Here is a 23,597-nt window from a genome sequence, read left to right on the forward strand (position 1 = left end):
AGGTCTTGCTAACAATTGAGATTGCCAACAAAGCCGGAAACTGACTGTTTCGTAATGACGACTGTGTTGTACAGCTACTCCCCTTTGAAGTATTAAGTTTCTTCAATAGTAACGTATAACATTTGTGCAAGTCAATTAATAACTAATAAGTTTATTGTTCTCTAAATGTTAATTTAATAGGAGAATATTTTGTATTTGGAATGCTGGGTGTGCTTTTTTGTTGGAGCAAATGAAATTTCTATTTGTTCAATTCGTAAGAGATTAGTGAAAAGTTTCTTTCTGATAGTATACTTATACTAAGTTAATTTTTGTACCGGAACCATAAAACCAATTAAATTGTTTTGTCTTATCTTTTTTATCAAAATTATTAATCTACTAATTAATAAGAACATTGGAAATTATGACATCTTTGTTAACAAGAAGGTATTTCCCTTCTTCACCTCGAAGTAACCTATTTGTAGAAAAAAATGGTAAAGGAGAAAAAACCTTATGCAAAAAATAAAGTCTTCTCTTACAGATCACCTGCGTAATTGTACAAAAGAAATGATGAAAGAGCTAAATGTACCAGGAGCAGCAGTCGCAATCGTAAAAGATGGAGAAATTGTTCTTTCTGAAGGATTTGGATACCGTGACGTTGAAAATAAAAAACCTGTTACACCTAGCACGCTGTTGGGACTGACCCCATAAAGTGAGACAAATAAAAAACACCTTTAAGTTGAAAACTGGGTATGTAGTACCTAACAATCACTTGGAGGTGTTTTTTCTATGGGAACAAGAGTCAGTTATCCAGTCGAAATAAAGTTAAAAGCGATTGAAATGAGGTTAGCCGGTGTACCTGTAAAAGAAGTATTATCACAACTAAACATTCGGAACCCTACCCAATTAAAAACATGGATGAAGTGGTATCAAAATGGGGATGTACACCGGTTGGAACAGCCAGTAGGCAAGCAATATGCCTATGGAAAAGGTCCTGATTTTGAAAACGAGACAGCTAAGTTAAAGACTGAGAACCGACAATTAAAGCAACAAATCGAGATTTTAAAAAAGTACAAGGAATTGGAAAGGAAGTGGTACCAGAAATCGCAGTGAACCTAGTGGAAGAGTTAAAAGAACAAATCCCTATTTATCAAATCTGTTTCCATCTTGGTATTCCTCGGTCCACTTACTACCGTTGGAAGCAGCATAGTCAACAGGATACACGAAAGAAATGGATGGAACAGCAAGTGGGTGAACAATGTCGTGCACACAAGTTTCGATATGGCTATCGGAAGATCACAGCTGTACTCAAGCGAACCATGAAGATTAACCACAAGTTTGTGCAGCGTACCATGCAGAAATACGGTTGGCAATGTCGCGTTAAACGGAAGAAACGGCAGCGAACAGGGCAACCTTATCAGGTTGCAGAGAATGTATTAAATCGTGACTTTCGAGCTGAACGCCCTCTTCAAAAGCTCGTGACTGATATTACGTACTTGCCTTTTGGGCCGAAACCATTGTATCTTTCAAGTATTCAAGATTTATTTAACGGAGAGATTATTGCGTATTCCATAGGTGATTGTCAAAATGTCGCGTTTGTTTTAGACACGCTTAACCAACTCCCTTCTCTACCGGAAGGGTGCACGTTGCATAGTGATCAAGGCTCTGTGTACACATCGTATGCTTATCAACAAACAATTAAAGAGAAAGGCATTATCATGAGTATGTCCCGAAAAGGGACGCCTGCAGATAATGCCTCAATTGAATCGTTTCATTCCTCACTAAAGTCTGAAACGTTCTACCTTGACGAGTTGACATACACTACGACTACCATCATAGAGCAAACCGTCAAAAGCTATATTACGTATTATAACCATGCCCGTATTCAAACAAAATTAAACAACCAGTCTCCTGTACAATACAGAAAACGGGTTGTTTAAAAGGTGTTTTGATTCCTGTCTCAAAAACAGGGGTCAGTCCCGTTTGCAATCGGCTCATCTACAAAAGCTTTTGGTACACTTTCTCTAAGTTTACTTGCTCAACAACGAAAGTTTGACTGGGATGAACCTGTTCAAACGTATCTTCCAACTTTTTCACTCCATGCCCCTCTGATAAGCTCACAAACTACAGCTCGTGATTTAGCTTCCCATCGTTCTGGGGTAAGTCGTCATGAGTTATTATGGTATCAATCTTCATTCACGCGAAAAGAAATTATGGAGAAAATTAAGCACTTAGAGCTTGATGCACCATTTCGCACATCTTTTCTATATAATAATTTAATGTATGTAACTATGAGCTATATGGTAGAAAAAATCACGAACCAAACATGGGAGCAGTATGTAAGTGAGCATATTTTGCAACCTCTTCATATGGAAAATACAAATTTCTCAGTTACTACTTCACAAGAAAATGATAACCACGCACTTCCATACATTGAAAAAGATAAAGATGCCGTTAAAATTCCGTTGCGTAACATTGATACAGTTGGTGCTGCGGGATGCATAAACTCAACGATAGAAGATATGGCTAAGTGGATTTTATTTCATTTAAATCAAGGAAAAGCTGGAGAGCATGAACTTATTACACCAAATTTACTGCAGCAAATGTATGAACCGCATATTCCAATTCCTGATGATCCGCTGCTATCTACGTCTGAAACAGCGCTCACTTGCTACGGACTTGGGTGGTTTATTAGTGCGTATCGCGGTTACAAAGTCATTCATCACGGGGGGAACATTGATGGGTTTTCAGCGCTCGTCTCTTTTATACCAGAAGAAAATATCGGCCTTGTTATTCTGACAAACGCTGGAACGACTCTACTCCCAACTTACCTTGCAAATCAAATTTATGATGAGATTCTGGAGCTAGATGCAATCGACTGGCATAAAAGATCTGCGGAAGATACAGCTAAGTTTAAAGAAATAATGAAAGAGTTAGATAAACCTTTTCCACAAGTAAAAGAAACAAGCCCTACACATGAATTAAAAGAGTATACAGGAATATTTGAGCACCCTGCATATGGGGAAATTGAAGTTGATATACAAAATGACCTGTTACATTTAAAATGGGGATCCCTTCATACGGAGATGAAACATCATCATTACAATATGTTCACCGTAAAGTGGGATATTTCTTATTCAGAAATGAATTTATTAATTGCATATGAAATGGAAACCGAAGGAAAGCTATCGCAGTTAAAATTAAACTTATCACCAATGCTAAGTGCAAAACCAATTGTATTTACTAAACTCGACGATACGGATACAACGTCATAAAATTAAGTGATGATGTACTAGAAAAACAGGAGTTCAACTTTATGCTTAGAAATGAACCACATGATGAGAGTGACTCAGGTTGGTCTATATTGAGCGGATATGAAGACGACGATTATCTAAGTGACTCTGAAAACTTTCAAATTGTTTCTATCGGAGTTATTTTGAATGTCGATGATTCCATTTTGGACTTTATCCAACAACCACCCTTATGCGTATATGAAAGAAATAATGAAGGTCGTTTTTATAAAATTGATGATTACGATTAGGAACACTATTTAAATAACTAAAAAGGAGCGGTTTCCACTCCTTTTTACTGTTCGTATTGTCTATGTTAACTTTTTATAAAGCCCGCTTTTATTTTTGTTTTATTAACTCTTCTTCAAAGAAAAAAGTACTTGGATATTTATCCACGATATAAGAGTATCTTTTCATGTTTTTCACATACTGCCCTTTTAAAATTGTCACGGATTCGTTTGATGCTTTTATGCTTACGGTTTCTCCATCCTTAAACATTTTCTCAGCCATAACCGTTCCCCTTTCTTCGATTAAAATCATAAAGTTGTTTATTTGAATTCATAAGTAAAAAAGACTCCGAGGTGGAGTCTTTTTTACTTAATTTAATTATGCTACTTTGTTAACGTTAGCAGCTTGTGCACCACGTGGACCTTGTTCGATGTCAAACGTTACTTTTTGACCTTCGTCTAAAGATTTGAAGCCTTCGCCTTGAATTGAGCTGAAATGTACGAATACATCTTCGCCGCCTTCAACTTCGATAAAGCCAAAACCTTTCTCTGCATTAAACCATTTTACTGTACCTTGTTCCATAATATTGCCTCCTGCTGTGGAATAATCCACATATGTATTACTACCCTTGTCCAACCATACTATCTTAAGATTGAAATTTCGATGGAACAGATTTCTTTTCTCTTGATTCTATACCGAACAAAAATAATTAACTTAATTTTATCATATAAAAGTTACTATAGCAAATACAGAAAAGAAGAAAGAGCCCTATGACATTCGCTAAAAGATGATATCTTGTCATTTTCATCTCTAAACAAAACTGATTCACTAAAGAATTAGCTCTAACCAGCAATAAATGTAACAGCACATACGACAATGAAAAATATTGAAAAGGTTCCAAGTATACTAAACTTACGCTTTATATTAGGAATTAATGATTCCATAATAAAGAATAAACCAATAAAAAACACCATAAAAGCAAAAGTTGAAACTTCACTTGGGTAATTCAATAAGCCAATTAATAGCGCAAATAGCGTTATAATCACTCTATAAGATAAAGTGTTAAACACAAAAAAACCCGCCAATCATTTTCTTATTGTTATATTTTAACATATCAATAAGAAAATTGGTTTTATCTACGCTCTATATAAAAGAAAAATTCAAAAAATATTGAGGATGATTGCGTCTCAGTATCTAATCTATAGTTATCTTAAACTGTTTAGAATTGAATTAATTATAATTTCACTTTTTTTCACCAATAATTAGTATGATGATATTTTTCAGGAAAAACTTCTTTAAGAAGTCCATTATGTTTCTATTGGTTCTTACATGAATAGGAGTTTTTTGTTTAAATGCTAATAAAACCAGCTAATTATATTAGTATTTCACTTAAAATATAAATTCCCTTTCTTTCTCTTTCCTTGTAAAATTAATAAAAAACAAATACTCGCCTATAAAAAGGAGTGAATCGATGAGGTTTTTGATTGAATATAAAGATTTTAAGACAAAGCAAACAAGTAACTCTACACTAGAAGTGCTTGAGACACTTCTAAATGAACATTTAATCGGGACATTTCATGGCGACGCGTTTGAATGCATCTACACTCACTTTGTTTCAAACATACCAAGTACTAAAAAAACGTTAAAATTACGGTTATTGTACGGAAGCATGGCAGAGATGGAAATCGTGCAGCAGTTTAAAAATGATCAAAAACTAAACCTAGAGGACTTTACTGCTAGCCTATTAACGGTAGAAAAAGCAATTCGTAAAGCTGAAGAAATAAACGTTAAAGAAGAATCTTACTATGACAAAGAAACACTATTATCTCAGTACGAACAGCTAAAAATACACGCTCCTTCTTCTCAAGAAGAGTTAAACAAGTATAAAGCCAGCTTAGCGTTCACCAAAAAGAGTAACTATGCTAAGCGTATTGACTGCATGTTGAAACAAGATCAGCTTACTAAAAGACCGCTAAATAAGCTAATTGAGGGTTTTACAGTGAATGATCCCTATGATTTATTTAATAATCTCAGCTATCGCTATTCCGAACTCTTCTCTAATTTGCTGCTTTCTGCTGGAGTATACTTACCTTCATACAGCCAGATACATATTCATATCGCAGGGAGCCTATTAGAGGCTAAACAGGAACTCGCTTTAGAACCTTGGTACAAGATGACTTATGGAAGCGTTGACTTAGCTTGCTTTAATGAAGCCACAGATACGAAGAAGGAAGAGATGCTACTACAAAGCATTTCAGAAGGTTTGTTACTGCTTACAGAAGTTGATCATTTAGATAGAGATAAAATAAAAAGCGTCATCTCACAAGTCGAAAAAAACGGCTTAAACCAAGAGCTTACTTACTTTCAAAGAGAGAATAAAAGATACAAAGCTGAAGTTGTTTATCATATACCAAAGGACCACGTAACCAAAACTGCATTTTATTTAAGGGTTACTGACTTACAAACGAATCAAGTCGCTGAAACTTTTATCGATAACTTACTTACATTCTACGCGGGAGCAAGTCTATACAAACTTGCGATAAAAAAAGATGAAATTGTGATATCAGGTCGGTCAGGGTATCGGGCTGAATTAATGAGGAAAAGTGATAAGCTTCCAGAGAAATATTGCTTTTCTTTGAAAGAGTTGTTTAGTCAAAAAGTGTAACTAATATGGATTTAATTTTACTATTCGAGGAGGAACCACATATGGCTGGCATTGCAAAAACCCCTGAACCGCCTTATTTTGCAGTAATTTTTGCTTCACAGAGAACCGAAGGAGATAAGGGATATGGGATAATGGCGGATAAAATGGTAGAACTTGCTTCTAACCAGCAAGGATTTTTAGGGATAGAAAGCGCCAGAGATAAAGACTTAGGGATCACAGTTTCATATTGGGATTCTTTAGAGTCAATAAAAGCTTGGAAAGAAAACTCAGCTCATAGAGTAGCACAGAATAAAGGCAAAACAGAATGGTATAAAAATTTTTCTTTTAGAGTTTGCAAAGTTGAGAGACATAGTTTTTTTGAGATGTAGTTAATTATTTGATTAGTATCGATAAAAAGCTCGTTATATTGACTAAGGGTGTATAAAAAGAAACCTCCTGACAAAGCAACAGGAGGTTTTTAAGCTATTTTAAAACCTTTTTAGACATTGAAAATAAATGCTGATACAACCAAGTAAGTAATTGAGAATAAAGTTAATAAGAAAACAAAGGATGCAAACAGTAAAACGGTGGCCTTGTTATTGAGTGTGGTTTCACTTCTAAATAAGCTAGAGAACCCTAATAATGCTCCTCCTAAAATCGCTACTAATCCAAACAATGGGTTAATCATACTTGCCATCCATATTCCTGTTACAAGAATGATTAAAGCAATAATTGGATTAAACATATGAGTTACAGTCATATCAATCCACTCCTTCTTCTATGTACTTACTATTTTATCAGAAAATGGATAAAAATAAATGCATGTTGTTCTAACTGTTCGTCTTATTTATAGTGTTCTCTTCTTTACGGAACTTATATGTTTTCCAACTGATATATAAAGCAGTGATAATCACAAAGCCAATAAGCAACACTGATTAATAGTCTGTAATTATTTTAATTACAGTTTCAGTATCGCCATCATAAAAATGACCAATGCTCAAAAAAAGAAAGATTGTCGGAGCAATTCCAGCCATCGTTAGTAATGTATACAAGCGAAGATTCATATTGGAAGCGTCCGCTCAGAAAGGAACAACATTCCCTAGATGAAGGGGACTTGAAATCATGACGCTCCAAATGCCATATTTGCTAAAATGACCTTTCGCTTTTTCTACCCCTGCTCTTTTGGCGGGACTTAATCTGTTCTCCAATGAATCTCCTAATTTGTATCCAATAAAATAAGGAAGATAACTACCTACAGCATATAAGAAGCTTCCTAATAGAGAAATCCCACCGATTCCAAACCAAGACAAATCTAAAATAAAGCCTACCGTTACGATAAAAAATGTTCCAATAAAGTGGAATGCACTCCCTTCAATAAACAAGGAAAGAAGGACACCCCAGATTCCCCACTCTTCTACAAGGTTTATTATGGTTTCAGTCATACTCTCTTCTCCAACTATTTTTTGTATGTACTTAAGTATAGAGAAGCATTAAATGTTCAAACAGCTGCTGGAGAATCAATTTCAACTACGTCTTAGGTCTTACCGAGAGTTTAATGGTTAGGCGGATCAACACTTGAATCTACTTACATCCGAAAAAGAACCGCTAGCTATTTATATAAGCCAGCAGCTCTCTTTTACTATCTTTCAGCTATTCTTGTTTCTATGTTGGAACACAATGAATACTGTTTTCGTTGAAGGCTAGTTGTGGAACAGTTAACAGCTCAGCTTGCATGGTAGAAGATGAAGGTAGTAGAAGAAATAAATTAAGTGGTGCTTCTTAATGAAAGTTTTTCTATGCTCTCAGCTCGTAATTAAAAAGCTGCTGTAAGTAAAAGTTTTCCGTTTCTGCTCTCTTGCCAGCCAGGTACTCTTCTAACCCGACTTCCGTTAATCGAACAACTCCCTCACTTTTTACGCCAGGCATTTCTTTTCCAATGTCCATCACCATGACTAAATTATAATGAGAAGGCGTTACGAGATAGCGTGCAACCGTCACATCTTTTCGTTTTCCTACATGACCATAGCGTAATACGACTTTCCAATACTTCCATTCCATAAAAGCCCCTCCTCAAAATTTTAGTGTGTTTTCAGTTTTTCATCGTTGAGATTGAAAATTTCGTTTTTGGAACCGAAATATATTTCAGAAAATTCAATCTTTTAATGGTTAATTCCATTATAAACCAAAAGTCTTATTATCTCAATAAATAATCACGAAATGATATAACAGAAATATGTATAAAAGAAAGTTTTTCGGCCTTTCTTTGTGAAAAACCCATCACCTGAACAAGGTAATGGGTTCTTTTCTAACTATAGTATTCTCTCAATTATAAACCGATTCCTTCTCACTCAAGCCAAGCGTATGCGAAGTTGAAGCATAAATCTTCTCGAAAAACGCCGGATTGTCAGAAAGCGACATGCCGTATGATGGAATCATTTCTTTAATTTTTGGCTCCCAAGCGTTCATTTGATCTGGGAAGCATTTTTCTAATACTTCAAGCATGACGTGAACAGCGGTTGAAGCTCCAGGTGATGCACCTAGAAGCGCAGCTACCGTTCCGTCTGAAGAGCTTACAACTTCTGTACCAAATTGAAGCGTTCCTCTTCCGCCAGCTTCCGTGTCTTTAATAACCTGTACGCGCTGACCAGCTACAACAATATCCCAGTCTTCTCCTTTTGCATCTGGAATAAATTCACGAAGCTCTTCCACACGCTTTTCATTAGACAACATAACCTGTTGAATTAAGTATTTTGTAAGGGCCATTTCTTTAACCCCAGCAGCAAGCATTGTTAAGATATTGTTTGGCTTCACTGAGCCAATAAGATCTAAATTCGAACCTGTTTTTAAGAATTTTGGTGAGAACCCGGCAAATGGTCCAAACAGCAGCGCTTTTTTGTTTCCAATATAACGCGTGTCTAAGTGAGGTACTGACATCGGTGGTGCACCCACTTTTGCTTTTCCATACACTTTTCCATGATGCTGCTCGATAACCTCCGGGTTGTTACAGACCATGAAGAGTCCACTTACTGGGAATCCACCGATACGCTTTGACTCAGGAATACCTGTTTTTTGTAAAAGCGGTAAGCTCCCTCCACCAGCTCCAATAAAGACGAACTTAGCTTGATGGTATTCAGTTAAACCCGTATTTAAGTTTTGAACTTTAAGCTCCCAAAGTCCATCACTTGTACGTTTAATGTTTTTTACGCTATGTCGATAGTTAAGCTCTACGTTTTTTGTTTTCAAATGATCAAATAGCATGCGCGTTAAAGAACCAAAATTGACGTCTGTCCCCTCATCAATTTTAGTTGCCGCGATTGGTTCAGTTACCTTACGACCATTCATAATAAGTGGCACCCACTCTTTTAACTTGTTTGGGTCATCTGAAAATTCCATTCCTTTAAATAGCGGATTCTTTGAAAGCGCTTCAAAACGCTTCTTCAGAAAGGAAACATTTTGGTCACCTTGTACTAGGCTCATATGTGGAATTGGCATGATAAAGTCTTTAGGATTACCAATTAAGTTACTATTTACGAGATAAGACCAGAACTGCCTTGATAGCTGAAACTGTTCATTAATATTTACTGCCTTTGTAATATCGATAGATCCATCTGCTTTTTCAGATGTGTAGTTAAGCTCACATAATGCAGAGTGCCCCGTTCCTGCATTATTCCATTCGTTTGAACTTTCTTCTCCCGCGTCTGTCAGTGACTCAAATACTTTAATTTTCCACTCAGGTGCCAGCTCTTTGAGTAACGACCCTAAAGTCGCGCTCATAATGCCGGCGCCTATTAAGATAACGTCTGTTTTTGTCTGTACGTTGCTCATGATAACCTTCCCCATCCCCTAAATTTTCAAAAAAGATGTAGATGTTCCCCTTCTTAATTAGCTAAACCGAGATGCGATGTAGGAACCTATCTTTTTTGTCACTACTATAACTATATCACAGTCTAATTGTATGATGATTAGAAACTATTCAAAAGTGATGAAAAAGTAAAAAAATTTCGCATCTAAAACACCGAAATCACTTTTAAATAGAGTGTTGATAATAATATCATACTACAACTGTAGCATCTTTTTCCAAACATTTTAATAAGTAAAACGTCTTTTATGTGCATTTTGTTCATTTTATTCACTAGATTTTGTCTTTATCTAGCAATATCCTACATAATCAGGTAGAATATAGAAAATATTAACAACGGAGGTTTTGTGTGAATGAATTAAATATTGATATTTCTTTCCTATTTAGCGTATTCACAAGGGCATGGTTCCTTCACTCTAGTTCAAAAAGCATATCCCTTCAAGTCGTAATGAAGCTTTTCAAGATACAAACCCTCAGCAATATACCTATCTAAAACAGCAGGTTGAAAAAAATCTTCCATATAGATGAGGTGAAAATATTGAATCATGCTCCTATTATCCAAGGTGACACAGTACTGCTTCGTCAACCGATTGACCGTGACGTTGATGATTACCTTCAAGTAGAAACGCATCCAGAGCTCGTCCGAATGTATGGTGGTACCCCTTCAGATATTCACCCCAAAACAAGAGAGCGTACATTAAAATTTGTCGAAGCTATTCGTAAAAACAAACTTGAATGGTGCGTAGAATATAACGGTCGCTTCGTTGGTCAAGCCAGACTTATGATGAATGAACACGACAACCGTGCCCGCTACGCGATTAGCTTATTTGATCCGTCTGTTTGGAATCAAGGTCTCGGCACTGAAATTACGCAGCTTGTTTTAACGTACGCTTTTCACGAACTGAAGCTGCATCGCATTGATTTACGCGTACTCGCTTACAATAAGCGTGCCATTGCGTGCTATCAAAAATGCGGCTTTGTACAAGAAGGCGTTGAGCGTGAAGGTGCGCTCATCAATGGTGTATACGAAACGGATATTATCATGAGTATACTAGACCGAGAATTTACTGATCTGCTTTTATAAATTATAGTTGCTATTGAAGTAATTATGCCTACCCTACGGACAACATAAAGGATTTTTCTAACAGTTATCGAAATACACGATTGTTAAAATTAAAATAACAACTTATCAATTGGTAGCTATTATTGGAGGGCAAATGAAAAAAGTAGTTGATATGATTGATTCAAGGACAAAAGTTTCTGGAGTCTCAAAACTCCAATTAACAAGAACAGAAAAAGAATTGGGCGCTCTATTCCCAGATGAATATAAAGAGCTTTTTATAGAAACGAATGGAGCAACATTTGGTGATTGGGTGCTGTTTTCTCTTCCAAGTGATGAACAGCTAGGATTTTCGTATGATATTGTACAACAGAATGCTCTAAAAAGACCCGAACACCTACCGAACGATATGATTTGTATTGGTGAAAACGCAGGTGGAGATAAATTATGTTACCGTGTTAGGAAAAGATTTATGCAGGAACAAGTCTATGTTTGGTACGCTAAAACAGCGAAACTAGACTGTAAATCGTTGAATTTATTTACCTTTATCGATTGGCATGTGCCTAAAATTAATACTAATAAACCTAAAATGCTTGGGAATTTTACAGTGACTAGTGGAAAGTTAATTATTTCTGATCCAGCCTATATGCCGAATGAAGAAGCGGAATTGCAAATCATACTTACCAATGTAAAAAACGGAAAATGGACAGCAGCAGTTTCTTATACGCCAGCAGCTGTTGTTAAACATTTAACGATATATTACGGAGAAAAGAAACCAACTGGAAAATGGGCTCTTTGTGACAAGTTAATTGGCATTGACTCTGCTCAAGGTGGAGTTTTTGACTATGCAGCATTGAATAGTAATCAAGTAAATTATTTAGATGATGTAGACATTTCAAACGAGCAAGGGGTGGTAGTTTCAAACGGCGCAATCTCGAAATCTGGTTATGGTGACGGAATGTATGAGGTAAAAGTAAAATATAATCGATTAAAAGAGATTGTTGGAGTGATGATTGTTTTTGAAGATGAGGAATAACGTTCTTCATCTTCTCACAGGCTAGTACCCTTGTTTCTTTTTTACTACGTGTTAACAAACCAAAAAGGAAGATAAACATTATCGTCCTTTTTGGTAATACTCGCTTACTGATTATGTATATGTTATTCGCTTTGCTTTTTAGGTGATGTTTGCAACTTTTCCAATGACTCAATCTGTTTATCAATTCCGCCTAAATCCTGCTCGATATCTGTTTTTAAACTATCGAAACGCTCCGAAATATCTTTTTTCATTCTCTCTAATTCTGCAATAATATCTTTCATCTTTTCTCCTCCGCTTTTCGTCAGTCTAACTCAACGTTTTTTGCGCTGATTCGAAATAATAAACCCGTAACTAGAAAAAGAACCGTTATGCTAAGAAATAAAACTCCTGCCAGTATTTGAAAGGGGTCGCTTCCTAAATGACTAAACGGATAAGGACCATTAATAACCCAGATATACCGGTCATAATCACTGTGAATAAAGCGATATAATAACAGCGGGCTTATTAAAAAGCATCCACCTAAGAGAAAAAACAAATTTGCAAAACTATTATAAAGAGCTTTCATTATGGTGCTGTCACCTCACAATCATTTGCTTTTCCACTTCTACTATCCATTTTTTCTATATAATGGATTATCATTTAGTATTTTACAATCTTAGCATAAGTTTCTCATGCACAGTATGATTCGATTGAACCATATCATCTTACTGTGATAAGTAGTTCAATTCCCTTTTGTAAACTTAAACATACTAGCCAGCACATGATACCTATTGCTATAGCAGCTATAAGCGGAAGGTGATGTTTCAATGCGATGAAGACACCAGCAAGTATGACGATAGTCGCAGGCAAGCCAATGATAACACCCCATATAAACTGCTGAAGCTGATCGGATGATTGCCCTTGAACAGTTAATCATACTACGCTGTGAAAGCTCTTAAATGATAAAGAAATAAGTGCCAAAAATAAGCGAAATAATAATGACAAATACACCGAGAAGTACCATGCTGATGACGGCTGGGCGGAATGTTTGACTGTTAATGGCTTCAATCTTTCTCACATATGCCACAGCTGAAACAATAATCGTAACAATTCCTACTCCTACAGATAAAATACCAATGATTGTTGCAAGTTGATCACTAAGCGGAGATAGTGTAGCTCGCATTGTAAAGTGTAGATTTGTTACTAAAAAACCCACACCAATAATTGAAATAGCCGTTCGAAGCCAAGCTAGAAACGTTCGTTCATTCGCGAGATGCTGCTGAATATACTTTGAATCTTTCGTTGTTTCTTTAGCTTTTATATCTTGATTACTCATCTCATCCCTCCTCCGTTTGATTATCCTAGTAGCTTTAGTTTTTCTTGGGCTTGTTTATTAAATTCATTTTATCGTTTTCTATTTCCTGATTCATATTAATTCCAAGCATTCATTCCGCCTTTAACATTTGTAATGTGATTGAAGCCTTTCTTTTTAAGAAGCTTGCATGCTGCTTTACTTCTCATCCCGCTTTGACAAATAACAATAACTTCTTTGTCTTTTAATAAGCTGCTTGTATTTTGGTCAAGCTGTTGAAGAGGAATATTCGTAAATCCTCGAATTTTATTCCCTCGAAACTCTCCCGGTGTACGAACATCAATATATTGTTTATTGCGATCGTTTAGTTCTTGTTTTAAGGTTGCTGTTGAAATTTCTCTAATTCCTTTTGTGGGAAAGAATTGCTTCGCCATGAAAAAAGTAAACAGTGCTACGACTATATAAAATACATAATCCATTTTTCAGTCTCCTTTACGTAAGTAGATAATCTATTTTTCATTATACCCCTATAGGTATAATAGTCAACAAATAAATTTTTCATTATGTTTCATTATACGTTTAAGTTTGAGGTATTTCCTTTCCTATAAAAGATGTATATTCCTTACTTGTTTGAACACCCTAACGTAGTGTACCTATCAGCTAAGGAGTGATATGATGTTTTTCCACGTAAAAGAACTTCAATATAAAGCAAAACCTACTCAACCAGATCCCGTTTATGCAAAGAAGCTTCAAGAAGTATTAGGCGGACAATACGGAGAAATTTCTGTTATGATGCAGTATTTATTTCAAGGTTGGAATTGTCGAGGAGAGCAAAAGTATAGAGATATGCTTCTAGATATCGGCACAGAAGAAATCGGTCACGTTGAAATGCTCGCAACGATGATTGCACAGTTATTGGATAAAGCACCAGTAGAAGAACAAGAACAAGCAGCTCAAGACCCTGTTATTAAAAGTATTATGGGTGGAATGAATCCACAGCATGCAATTGTTAATGGTTTAGGAGCTAGTCCTAATGATAGTACTGGGTATCCTTGGACTGCTCGCTATACCATTTCTAGCGGAAACTTATTGGCTGATTTTAGAGCGAACCTTAACGCAGAAACACAAGGAAGACTTCAAGTCGTTCGCCTTTATGAAATGACGGACGACCCAGGAGTTAGAGACATGCTTTCTTTCTTAATTGCTCGAGACACAATGCACCAAAATCAATGGGCAGCAGCTATTGAAGAGTTGCAAGAAAAAGAAGGATTTGTTGTTCCTTCTACCTTTAATAAAGAATATGAAAAGCAAGAAGTATCTCACCAATTCTTGGATTTTTCTAAAGGAACAGAAAGTAAAGAAGGTAGATGGGCAAGTGGTCCTTCCATTGATGGACAAGGAGAGTTTTCATATATTGAAGAACCAAAAGCAACTGGACAAGCTCCTATTCTTAAGCCAGCTCCAGGTTATATTCACGGAACGCCAAAAACGAATTAAATTAAAAGAGGCTGGGACAAGACCCAGCCTCTTTCCTACTTAAAGCTCTTCTCCATTACTTCCAATCACGCGCTGATACCAATAAAAGCTATCTTTTTTCGAACGATTTAGCGTACCGTTTCCTTCGTCGTCAAGGTCCACATAAATGAATCCGTAGCGCTTTGACATTTCGGATGTGGAAAAGCTGACTAAGTCAATTGGCCCCCAAGCCGTGTAGCCAATGAGCTCTACCCCATCAGCAATAGCTTCTTTCATTTGTTCAATATGTTTTTTCAAGTAATCGATGCGATAGTCATCATGAATACTGCCGTCTTCTTCGACTTTATCAAATGCACCAAGTCCGTTCTCCACAATAAACAACGGCTTTTCATAGCGCTCATAAAACATATTGAGTAGGGTGCGCAAGCCAACAGGATCAATCTGCCATCCCCAATCTGATGCTTCTAGGTACGGATTTTTTAAATTAGTTAAAATATTACCTACCGCTTGTTCACCAGCTGTTTCTGGTCTTGCTGACACCGTTGACATATAGTAACTAAGCGAAACAAAGTCTACAAGATTGTTCTTTAAAGTATGTTCGTCTTCCGGATGGATATCAAGCTCGATATCATGTTCTTTGAAGAAACGGTTCATGTATGCTGGATAATGACCGCGCGCTTGAACATCAGTGAAGAAAAACGTCTTGCGCTGATCAGTTAGCGCTGCGTGTACGTCTTCTGGGTGCGGACTGTCTGGGTAATTAATCATCCCGAGTACCATGCAGCCAATTTGAGCCTCTGGATTTATTTCATGGCATGCTTCTACCGCTTTTGCGCTTGCTACAAGCTGGTGGTGTGCTGCTTGGAACGTTGCTTCTAACAGCTTTCCTTCTTCAACCTTGTCTCGCAGCATGCCTCCGCTAATGAAAGGGCTCATTAAAATGGAGTTAATTTCATTAAACGTAATCCAATACTTCACCTTACCTTTATATCGTTCTAATACAGTTCTAGCATAGCGTGTAAAATGGTCAACTACCACGCGATTTTTCCAGCCTCCGTATTCAAGAGATAAGTGTAGAGGCATTTCATAATGAGACAGCGTTACAATCGGTTCAATATCATTTTTTCTTAATTCATCTAATAAGTCATCGTAATAAGCTAGTCCAGCTTCGTTAGGCTCTTCTTCCACACCGTTTGGAAAAATACGCGTCCACGCAATGGAAATGCGAAACGTTTTGAAACCTAATTCTTTAAATAACGCAATATCCTCTTTGTATCGATGGTAAAAGTCAATGCCATATCGCTTAGGGAAATGGCGATTTTCTTCGTCTGCTAATGCGTCTTTAACTTCTTTTGATGTTGGGAACGGCAGGTGGAGTTTCTTGCGGTCTTCAGGCTTAATTCGTTCAATCACATCGTCAACAGATAACCCTTTTCCACCTTCATCAAATGCACCTTCAATTTGATTCGCTGCCGTTGCTCCTCCCCATAAGAAATTGTCTGGGAACTTTAATGTTACGTTTGCCATATCTAAGCACCATCCTTTTATAATGTAGTGTAATTGTATATATTTTTGCTGTGAAAGAATAGGTTTCTTTGCAATTTAGACACGTGTCTCTCATAATGAAACTTGTTACACAATAAAAACATACTGTTACACAGGGAGATTAATTATGTTTTCAAGTGAAGTTATTTCAACGTTTAATGACTTAGATTATAACGTCTACAATTATATTTTAAACAACGGTGAACAGGTCATCTATATGCGTATTCGAGACTTGGCAACTGCCACTCACGTATCTACCTCAACAATTTTACGTTTTTGTAGAAAAGTAGGCTGTGACGGATTTAGTGAATTTAAAGTAAAGCTAAAGCTGTATTTAGAAAGCGAAAGCGAAGAAAGTGTAAAAGGAATGAAAGAGTTCGCGTATGAATTTATGGAGCGTACATTAAAGGGAAATCTTGATGAAGTTATTACCGAAGCAGCCCATGAGGTCGTAAGAGCTAATCATGTTCTCTTCGTTGGCTTTGGAAGTTCAGGTATATTAGCGCAGTACGGAGCACGTTATTTTTCAAGCTTAGGAAAGTTTTCAATTGCGATTAATGACCCCTACTTTCCCATTAACGCTCAGCAACTTGATAATAGTATTACCATTGCGCTCTCCGTGTCAGGAGAATCCCCGCAAACGGTGGATCAAGTCACGCGGTTAAAGGAAGAAGGAAGCAAGATTATCAGCATTACCAACACAAAATCCTCTACCTTAGCGCACCTATCGCATATTGTCATTCCATACTACGCAACGGAAGAGCGTAGAGAAATCGCGAATCTTCCACTTAACATCACTACTCAGCTTCCTGTCATGTACATACTTGAAGCAACGGCCAGAGAAGTATACAAGCTGACGTAATATGCGTCAGCTTGTTAAAAATAATAGTAAATCCATTCAGGCGTATTTACTAATGACTTTTCCCAGATAGGAATGTCATCAATAATTTCTCTTGTGAGCTTTCTGCTATCTTTCATATCCTGCTTCAGCTCTTTTTTCACCTGTTCAATAAAACGTTGATCATAGACGAGGCAGCTCGCTTCATCATTTAAGTAAAAACTACGCGGGTCCCAGTTAGCTGTACTAACATTCGCCACTTTGTCATCTATAATCATTACTTTCCCATGAAAAAACCCTTTCGTATACAAATAAACAGTGGCTCCTTCATTGAACAGTTCTTCTGTTTTAGGGTAGCTAGGTGGCTTAGTAAACCAAGCGTCTGTAGTGTCGGGTACAATTAGTGTAATTGTCACCCCACGCTCTTTTGCATCTTCAAATGCATCCATTATTGTATCGTTTGGAATAAAATACGGGGTTGCAATGATAAGCTCTTTCTTCGCTTGTTTTATAAGCTCTAACACTTGATTTTCGAGCGTTTCTCCCGTTGCGAAAACAAGCTGATAGGCTGATTGATTGTTCGAAGACGCCGTTTTGTTTAAAGAATGGGGGTTTTTAGTAGCGCCCGTATCTTCTCCCCAATCTTTTAAAAACTGCTTTTCGATTTCATACGTACCGTTCCCTTGAATTCGAAGGTGATAATCACGCCAATATCCTAACTTTTCGTTGTTGCCTAAATACTCTTCTCCAATATTAAATCCGCCAATATAAGACGTATGGCCGTCAATTGCAACGAGCTTTCGATGATTTCGGTGATTTAAACTATAAAAAAGGTGAGGAAATTGCAAAGGTCGACTAAATGCAAACTCAATTCCACTCTCTTCCATCTCTTTAATTAATGATGATGAAATGTCTTTCCCACCGAAGCGATCCACCGAAAATTTGACGTCCACGCCATGTTTGGCTTTTTCTTTTAGTAATTCAATGAACTTCATGCTAATTGGATCATCTCGAAAGATAAAAAACTGAAGGTAAATATAGCTTTCCGCTTGTTTCATGTCTGTTAATAATGATGTATATAGCTTGCTTCCTTCTGGAAACATCGTTAGCTTTCCGGTATACGCTGTAGTTTCCGTGTATGGGTGAGCCTTCGTGTACTTTTTATATCCTTGTTTTACATCCCATTGAAAAAGCAGAAAAAAACAGGTAATCAAAAGTAAAATAACCATTAATTTCTTAAACATGCCCTACCTCTTATATCGTGTAGATACGTATAGAATTTGAAAGTGAGTGTGGTTTTATAAGCGGGAATATAAGGGAGCAAAAACCACGGCGACTGCCGTGGTTGATTTAATGCGTATTTTCAAATAAAGTAGAAATGCGTTCAAATTCTTCATCGTCTTCAATGCTAGCCCATTCGCCGTTTGGTTCAATGTGAAAGAAAAAGACGTCAATATCTTCTTCTGATTCAATCAATAGCTCTTCAACAAACGCAACAGCAACATACTCTTCTCCGTCTACGGTTAACTTTCCTAAAACTTCAACATCCTGTTCTTGTTCATTTTCATCCACAATGGTAAAAATCTCACCTGTATTCACTGTTTCCATTCGTATTCTCTCCTTTAAAAATATTTTGACCTTACTGTTTGTATACCCTGTATCCATTGTTTCATTCAAAGAGAAAACACAAAAAAGCCTACTTATTTGGAATAAGTAGGCCATGAGAAACAAAGATTAATCAATAAAGCAAATGGTGACTTTAGTATACCATAGCAGAACACCATTTAGCTAATGATTTAAAGACTATAGAATGCGAACTTTGACCGTTTTACGTCCCCATTTTAATGCTTCTTTTTGATTTGGAATAAATACATCGATTTTGTTGCCACGAATTGCGCTACCTTTATCACCCGCAATTGCAGTACCGTAGCCTTCTACCCACACTTTAGAACCTAGTTTGATTACTTTTGGGTCAACAGAAATGACTTTTAAGTTAGGGTTTTTCTTTAAATTGATGCCCGTTGCGGTAATGCCACTGCATCCTTTGCAGCTTCCTGTATAAGCCGTAGCTGTCACCGTAAATTCTTTTTTTGCAGCAGGAGCAGGCGCTTTTGCTGCTGGCTTAGCTGACGTTTTAGCCGCTTGTGGCTTGGCTACTTTTAACACTTGATTCGGACGAATTGTTGCTGATTTTAAGTTATTCCATGACTGGATGTCTTTTACCGACACTTTATGTACAGAAGCAATTTTATATAATGTATCTCCACTTTTTACTTTATATGTAGTTGACGCCGCAGATGTTGCAGTCGCTGTTCCAAACAATGATAATAGAACTAAGCTTGACGTAATAATTAGTTTTTTCATCAAAATTTTCCCCTTTTTCCAATTCAGTAAATAAAGAATACTATAGTTTTATTACAGAATTATTTCAAAGGGTTATTAGTTTTGTTACAACTTGTCTAAATGGTGTCTTTTATGTCATATAACTTAGTCAAATTGACTCTTAAGAATTTATTTTAAAGTTTTTTTATTACATTATGATATCGTTTTTAATCAAATAGTCCCCGTTTTATTTTCTTTGAACGCATTGCGTGTAAGATCAATAAAGGCTTGTAAAGGAGGCGTCATTACTTTATCTTTATGCCACGCTATACGAGTAAATATAGGTGCTAAAGCTGGACGCCAAGGAACCTCTTTCATCTTACCTGCTTCAAGCTCCTTGCGCACCGCCATTTCAGGCAAGACAGCAATCCCAATTCCAATCATCACACATTGTTTAATCGCTTCAATACTGCCAAACTCAAACTTATTCATCGGGTGAATTTTTGCCTTTACGAATGCTTCTTCTAAAAGCGTCCGGTAGGAACAACCTTCTTCAGTAAGTAAGAACGTCTCCTTTTCAAGGTCCTGCACGCTAAATTTCTCTTGTTTTTGAATTGGATGATTGGGATCTGTCACAATTTTAATCTGTTCTTGAATTAACGGTTCGATGGTGATCATATCATGTGGTTTTTCTTCATCCATAATAAACGCAAAATCAAGTACACCTTCAGCCAGGTGCCTTCTAGCTCGCTCATCAGAATGGGCAGGTTTAAAAACAATCTCCATATGAGGATACTGCTTTTTAAATTCTAATAAGACGGTTGGAAGTCGATACGTACACTGACTTTCCTGTGCACCAATAGTGAGCTTGCCAAAAAACGTCTCCTCACCTTTTATAGCCTTTTTCGCTTCCTCTTGCAGAGTCACCATCTGATTGGCATATTGCTGAAACTTACGCCCGGCTTCTGTTAAAACTAATCGTTTTCCTAGTCGATCAAATAAAGGCGTTTCAAGCTCTGTTTCTAATGCTTTAATTTGTGCCGTTACGCTTGATTGCGCAAAGTTTAACAACTGAGCTGTTTTAGTAAAGTTGAGCGTATCCGCTGCAAGAATAAATGTTTGAAGTTGTTTACTATCCATCTTTCACTCTCCTTAAATCGTTTTTACCGATTGATATCATCGTAATAATTCGTTTTTGTGATTAGTTAACTCATTATAAAATGGAAGTATAGAAATCACAACTATGGAGGAATGAACCATGAGTATTGCTGTTTTATATGGAGGAAATCGCCCAGGTGGTAACACTGAAACATTGACTAAAAAAGTAATTGAAGGAATAGAAGTCACCGAAATTCATTTAAAAGATTACATCATTCAACCAATTGAAGATAAACGTCATGATGAAGCAGGTTTCCCAGAAATAAACGATGATTACAATAAAATCATAGATGAGGTTTTACGTCACGATACCCTTATTTTTTCGACGCCGATTTATTGGTATACGATGACTGGCGTAATGAAGAACTTTATTGATCGCTGGTCACATTCAATGAGAGATGTGAACTATCCAGAATTTAAACAACAAATGGCTGGCAAGCATGCTTATGTTGTGACGGTTGGAGGCGACAATCCATACCTAAAGGGACTTCCTCTTATTCAACAGTTTCAGTATATCTTTGATTTTATGAATATGAACTTTCAAGGTTATATCATTGGAGAAGGAAATAAGCCAGGGGACATATTAAGCGATAAAAGAGCATTATTTGCTGCTAGTGAAATAAATAAGAAGCTAAAAAGTCACGTATAAACGCTTTATAATCTGCCCATGCTGTGGATAAAAAAGGTGTGAAGATATGGCTTCAGAAAACGTCACAAAGCTCATTATTCAGCAGCCTCAGAGAAACCGCGTTGCAACGCTGTCACTATTCTTTGGCGTGCTTGGCTTTTTACTAGGCATTATTCCCGTTATCGGCTGGTTGGCAGTTCCCGTGTTACTCTTATCCTTCATTTTAGGACTTGTAGGATTATTAGGAAAAGTAAACAAAGTTGCTGCGTTTTCAGTTATTATGCTGAGCACTCTGATGATTGCGTATAAGCTTTGGTTTGTTCAGTTCTTTCTATTATAATGTCCAAACAAAAAAAGTGAGCATTGAGCTCACTTTTTTTACTTTAGGAATAAGAAAATATGTTGAGAAGATTATGTGTGAAAATGAATGTATTCATCTATATATTCGTATATCCTGTGCCTTTTACTAAGAAGATACTAGTAAAACTCATTTGTCGGGGAGACAAATAAAACCAAACAAAAAAACATCTGTTTGGTTAAGATGTTTTCCTATCGTTTATTGCACTTCGTCTTCTTCATTCTTTACATATTGAAAGAATGAATCAATCATTTCGTTTAAAAAATCATTACGATCATCAAAGTCCATGATTTCGAGAAACTCCACTAACTTCTTATCTAACTTAACGGAAGCTGGGGAATAATGCGAAGGGTTTTTCTTAGGAGTAAAAGGAATCACATTATCTCTATTTTTCATAAAACACCATCCTTTTAATATGCTTTACTAGTGTAAGCTTTCTATAAAAGAAAAGCAACCTCGTTTTAAGAAAGAAAGGCATTTTTATTTTTATGAAAAGGGTAGTTATTATGAATAAATTATGATATCGTGAAAAGGTTTTAAGTACTGAGGTTTTTAATATTGTTGTTTATTTAGAACATAGTTTAATAAAAATGAGTTCGTAAAAAGAATCAGTATTAACTCACTGATTCTTTTACTTTATTTGAAGAGTCATTTGAACGGTTTGTAGGAGATGCCCATCAAAATCCTCATCAAACTCATCTGTAACTGAAAACCCTTGTGTACGATAAAAGGACATGCCGTTTTGGTTTTCCCGCTCAACATGGACAATCACTTTTTTGACATGACGGCTTCCTTTTTCAAAAAGTGCTGTACCAATTCCTTTTCTTTGATACTCTGGCAGTAAGTAAATCGCTAGCAGCTCACTTTCCCATTTTTCATTAACTGGTGTAAAGTTTGCAAAGCCCACTACTTTAGTTTCTACGAGCGCTACCCACAGCTCCGACTCTTCCATCCGCTTTTTCAACATGTCTGTACTATATGCAGCTCGCAAGAAATTGTTTTGTACGTCCAAAGGGATAATACCTTTATATGTATGGTGCCAACTTTCTGTGGCTACTTGTTGCACAGAGTGAATATCGTTCACTGTCATTTTTTCAATTACATATTTCACTTCTTGTTTCTCCCTTTCATTTTAAGATAAAAGTATAAAAAACTGCCGATAGGAATTCCCTTCGGCAGTTTTTCTTATTCAAACGTGTATTCAACCGTTTGTTCAGGTGTAATTTCGTTATAGTCTTCGTCTTCAGTATAACCAAAAACTAGCTTAACAGAGTTGATATCTTCATTTTTCACAACAAAACCATCTGTATATTCTTTTTTAACTTTACCAATGAATTGTGAATCTGAATCTCCGTCATCAGAAATAAAATCTTTAAGTTGTCCGTCGATTTGTTCACCCTTATCGGTAACAACATTCATAATATCGTACCATTCAATATTGCTGTCAGATGTGTTTTCTGCAGTGTAATTAACCTGAACATAAGAAGTTTCCTCTGGGTTAATTTTTGTGTCAGCCATCCACTCTAGACCTTCAGCAAACTCTTCGTCTAGATCTGTTAATTTAATTACTTTAATATCTTCAATTGTCACTTTTAATGGTGAAATATCGACTGTTTCATTTACTTCTTTTATTTTTAAGAGTTCTGCCGTAGCACCATCATCTTTTACCTTTTGACCAGGAACGTTCAGTATGTAATTTCCACTTTCATCTTTCTCTGGTTTTGGAACATCATTCTTTAATGGTTTTTGTTCCGCTGCTTTTGGCTCTTCTTTTGTTTCTTCTGCACCATTAGAACTATCAGAGTTGCTACCACAACCAGCCAGTAACACTCCTACAACTAAACTTGATGTTAGTACTTTAAAAAACTTACTCATTACGTATATTGCC

Annotated in this window: 27 protein-coding genes and 3 pseudogenes; 12 read left to right on the forward strand and 18 right to left on the reverse strand. The window is 36.5% G+C overall.

Annotated features, from left to right (window positions below):
- Positions 1–489 precede the first annotated feature (489 nt).
- From LZP85_RS09030 to LZP85_RS09045, 4 genes and pseudogenes are all read left to right on the forward strand, one after another.
- Positions 490–666: pseudogene (locus tag LZP85_RS09030) on the forward strand (serine hydrolase); the annotation flags it as partial.
- A 99-nt stretch (positions 667–765) separates the two neighbouring features.
- Positions 766–1,916, forward strand: a protein-coding gene (locus LZP85_RS09035) for an IS3 family transposase (protein WP_206833833.1) whose coding sequence is annotated in 2 segments (ribosomal slippage) — positions 766–1,039 and positions 1,039–1,916 — 1,152 coding nt in all. Because the reading frame shifts where the segments join, the coding sequence is not laid out codon by codon here.
- Between the two features lie 42 nt (positions 1,917–1,958).
- Positions 1,959–3,251: pseudogene (locus LZP85_RS09040) on the forward strand (serine hydrolase); the annotation flags it as partial.
- Between the two features lie 2 nt (positions 3,252–3,253).
- Positions 3,254–3,517: pseudogene (locus LZP85_RS09045) on the forward strand (immunity protein Imm33 domain-containing protein); the annotation flags it as partial.
- 88 nt (positions 3,518–3,605) lie between these two features.
- On the opposite strand, the gene LZP85_RS09050 reads toward LZP85_RS09045, so the two are convergent.
- Both LZP85_RS09050 and LZP85_RS09055 read right to left on the reverse strand, forming a co-directional pair.
- Positions 3,606–3,776 carry a hypothetical protein gene (locus tag LZP85_RS09050; protein ID WP_165932551.1) on the reverse strand — a complete coding sequence of 57 codons (171 nt, stop codon included), beginning with the start codon at positions 3,774–3,776 and terminating at the stop codon, positions 3,606–3,608.
- Between the two features lie 96 nt (positions 3,777–3,872).
- Positions 3,873–4,076: a cold-shock protein gene (locus LZP85_RS09055; RefSeq protein WP_025911266.1), complete on the reverse strand. Its 204-nt coding sequence runs from the start codon at positions 4,074–4,076 to the stop codon at positions 3,873–3,875.
- An 889-nt stretch (positions 4,077–4,965) separates the two neighbouring features.
- Between LZP85_RS09055 and LZP85_RS09060 the strand changes: the two genes are divergently transcribed.
- Positions 4,966–6,159 carry a hypothetical protein gene (locus tag LZP85_RS09060; RefSeq protein WP_234562163.1) on the forward strand — a complete coding sequence of 398 codons (1,194 nt, stop codon included), beginning with the start codon at positions 4,966–4,968 and terminating at the stop codon, positions 6,157–6,159.
- 41 nt (positions 6,160–6,200) lie between these two features.
- Positions 6,201–6,527, forward strand: a complete 327-nt coding sequence (locus LZP85_RS09065) for an antibiotic biosynthesis monooxygenase family protein (RefSeq protein WP_100347806.1) — start codon at positions 6,201–6,203, stop codon at positions 6,525–6,527.
- Positions 6,528–6,637: 110 nt separating this feature from the next.
- Here the strand turns inward: LZP85_RS09065 and LZP85_RS09070 are convergent, their stop codons facing one another.
- The 5 genes from LZP85_RS09070 to LZP85_RS09085 all read right to left on the reverse strand — a co-directional run bounded on the left by LZP85_RS09070 (position 6,638) and on the right by LZP85_RS09085 (position 9,963).
- Entirely contained in the window at positions 6,638–6,898 is a 261-nt protein-coding gene (locus LZP85_RS09070; protein WP_234562165.1) for a hypothetical protein, read from the reverse strand.
- A 175-nt stretch (positions 6,899–7,073) separates the two neighbouring features.
- Positions 7,074–7,202, reverse strand: a complete 129-nt coding sequence (locus LZP85_RS20755) for a hypothetical protein (protein WP_267965685.1) — start codon at positions 7,200–7,202, stop codon at positions 7,074–7,076.
- A gap of 15 nt (positions 7,203–7,217) precedes the next feature.
- Positions 7,218–7,580, reverse strand: a complete 363-nt coding sequence (locus LZP85_RS09075) for a DedA family protein (protein WP_206833586.1) — start codon at positions 7,578–7,580, stop codon at positions 7,218–7,220.
- Between the two features lie 352 nt (positions 7,581–7,932).
- A complete protein-coding gene (locus LZP85_RS09080) occupies positions 7,933–8,196 on the reverse strand; it encodes a hypothetical protein (RefSeq protein ID WP_025911268.1) in 264 nt (87 codons plus the stop codon).
- Between the two features lie 264 nt (positions 8,197–8,460).
- The gene (locus tag LZP85_RS09085; protein ID WP_119542734.1) at positions 8,461–9,963 is read right to left on the reverse strand and encodes a malate:quinone oxidoreductase; all 1,503 of its coding nucleotides are present in this window, start codon (positions 9,961–9,963) and stop codon (positions 8,461–8,463) included.
- 563 nt (positions 9,964–10,526) lie between these two features.
- On the opposite strand from LZP85_RS09085, the gene LZP85_RS09090 reads away from it, so the two are divergent.
- Both LZP85_RS09090 and LZP85_RS09095 read left to right on the forward strand, forming a co-directional pair.
- Entirely contained in the window at positions 10,527–11,081 is a 555-nt protein-coding gene (locus tag LZP85_RS09090; RefSeq protein WP_224840254.1) for a GNAT family N-acetyltransferase, read from the forward strand.
- Positions 11,082–11,214: 133 nt separating this feature from the next.
- Positions 11,215–12,093, forward strand: a complete 879-nt coding sequence (locus LZP85_RS09095; RefSeq protein ID WP_206833587.1) for an SMI1/KNR4 family protein — start codon at positions 11,215–11,217, stop codon at positions 12,091–12,093.
- A 122-nt stretch (positions 12,094–12,215) separates the two neighbouring features.
- Here LZP85_RS09095 and LZP85_RS09100 read toward each other — a convergent pair whose 3' ends face one another.
- From LZP85_RS09100 to LZP85_RS09110, 3 genes are all read right to left on the reverse strand, one after another.
- Positions 12,216–12,374 carry a hypothetical protein gene (locus LZP85_RS09100; RefSeq protein WP_156413509.1) on the reverse strand — a complete coding sequence of 53 codons (159 nt, stop codon included), beginning with the start codon at positions 12,372–12,374 and terminating at the stop codon, positions 12,216–12,218.
- Positions 12,375–13,027: 653 nt separating this feature from the next.
- Positions 13,028–13,408: a YidH family protein gene (locus LZP85_RS09105; protein WP_234562166.1), complete on the reverse strand. Its 381-nt coding sequence runs from the start codon at positions 13,406–13,408 to the stop codon at positions 13,028–13,030.
- Between the two features lie 95 nt (positions 13,409–13,503).
- Positions 13,504–13,863: a rhodanese-like domain-containing protein gene (locus tag LZP85_RS09110; RefSeq protein WP_206833588.1), complete on the reverse strand. Its 360-nt coding sequence runs from the start codon at positions 13,861–13,863 to the stop codon at positions 13,504–13,506.
- A gap of 196 nt (positions 13,864–14,059) precedes the next feature.
- On the opposite strand from LZP85_RS09110, the gene LZP85_RS09115 reads away from it, so the two are divergent.
- Positions 14,060–14,881 (forward strand): manganese catalase, encoded by an 822-nt coding sequence (locus LZP85_RS09115; RefSeq protein ID WP_206782612.1) that lies wholly within the window; start codon positions 14,060–14,062, stop codon positions 14,879–14,881.
- A 39-nt stretch (positions 14,882–14,920) separates the two neighbouring features.
- On the opposite strand, the gene LZP85_RS09120 is transcribed toward LZP85_RS09115, so the two are convergent.
- Positions 14,921–16,387: a glycoside hydrolase family 1 protein gene (locus tag LZP85_RS09120; RefSeq protein WP_076513648.1), complete on the reverse strand. Its 1,467-nt coding sequence runs from the start codon at positions 16,385–16,387 to the stop codon at positions 14,921–14,923.
- Positions 16,388–16,532: 145 nt separating this feature from the next.
- Here LZP85_RS09120 and LZP85_RS09125 point away from each other — a divergent pair, with 145 nt between their 5' ends.
- Complete coding sequence (locus tag LZP85_RS09125; RefSeq protein ID WP_119542765.1) at positions 16,533–17,267, forward strand: MurR/RpiR family transcriptional regulator; 735 nt, start codon at positions 16,533–16,535, stop codon at positions 17,265–17,267.
- Between the two features lie 14 nt (positions 17,268–17,281).
- On the opposite strand, the gene LZP85_RS09130 is transcribed toward LZP85_RS09125, so the two are convergent.
- The 4 genes from LZP85_RS09130 to LZP85_RS09145 all read right to left on the reverse strand — a co-directional run bounded on the left by LZP85_RS09130 (position 17,282) and on the right by LZP85_RS09145 (position 20,705).
- A complete protein-coding gene (locus LZP85_RS09130) occupies positions 17,282–18,487 on the reverse strand; it encodes a phospholipase D-like domain-containing protein (RefSeq protein ID WP_206782613.1) in 1,206 nt (401 codons plus the stop codon).
- 106 nt (positions 18,488–18,593) lie between these two features.
- On the reverse strand, positions 18,594–18,851 hold the full coding sequence (locus LZP85_RS09135; protein WP_025911278.1) for a DUF1292 domain-containing protein: 258 nt from the start codon (positions 18,849–18,851) through the stop codon (positions 18,594–18,596).
- A 195-nt stretch (positions 18,852–19,046) separates the two neighbouring features.
- Positions 19,047–19,607 (reverse strand): 3D domain-containing protein, encoded by a 561-nt coding sequence (locus LZP85_RS09140; RefSeq protein ID WP_025911279.1) that lies wholly within the window; start codon positions 19,605–19,607, stop codon positions 19,047–19,049.
- A 189-nt stretch (positions 19,608–19,796) separates the two neighbouring features.
- Positions 19,797–20,705 (reverse strand): LysR family transcriptional regulator, encoded by a 909-nt coding sequence (locus tag LZP85_RS09145; protein ID WP_226638845.1) that lies wholly within the window; start codon positions 20,703–20,705, stop codon positions 19,797–19,799.
- A gap of 118 nt (positions 20,706–20,823) precedes the next feature.
- On the opposite strand from LZP85_RS09145, the gene LZP85_RS09150 reads away from it, so the two are divergent.
- Entirely contained in the window at positions 20,824–21,372 is a 549-nt protein-coding gene (locus LZP85_RS09150) for a flavodoxin family protein (RefSeq protein ID WP_206782615.1), read from the forward strand.
- A 46-nt stretch (positions 21,373–21,418) separates the two neighbouring features.
- Complete coding sequence (locus LZP85_RS09155; RefSeq protein ID WP_226638847.1) at positions 21,419–21,691, forward strand: hypothetical protein; 273 nt, start codon at positions 21,419–21,421, stop codon at positions 21,689–21,691.
- A 216-nt stretch (positions 21,692–21,907) separates the two neighbouring features.
- On the opposite strand, the gene LZP85_RS09160 is transcribed toward LZP85_RS09155, so the two are convergent.
- The 3 genes from LZP85_RS09160 to LZP85_RS09170 form a co-directional block, all read right to left on the reverse strand.
- Positions 21,908–22,105, reverse strand: a complete 198-nt coding sequence (locus tag LZP85_RS09160; protein ID WP_119544096.1) for a hypothetical protein — start codon at positions 22,103–22,105, stop codon at positions 21,908–21,910.
- Between the two features lie 235 nt (positions 22,106–22,340).
- Entirely contained in the window at positions 22,341–22,799 is a 459-nt protein-coding gene (locus LZP85_RS09165) for a GNAT family N-acetyltransferase (protein WP_242529518.1), read from the reverse strand.
- 95 nt (positions 22,800–22,894) lie between these two features.
- Complete coding sequence (locus tag LZP85_RS09170) at positions 22,895–23,584, reverse strand: hypothetical protein (RefSeq protein WP_025907945.1); 690 nt, start codon at positions 23,582–23,584, stop codon at positions 22,895–22,897.
- Positions 23,585–23,597: the final 13 nt, after the last annotated feature.

Source organism: Priestia flexa (genome assembly GCF_021441905.1).
GTDB classification, from domain to species: domain Bacteria; phylum Bacillota; class Bacilli; order Bacillales; family Bacillaceae_H; genus Priestia; species Priestia flexa.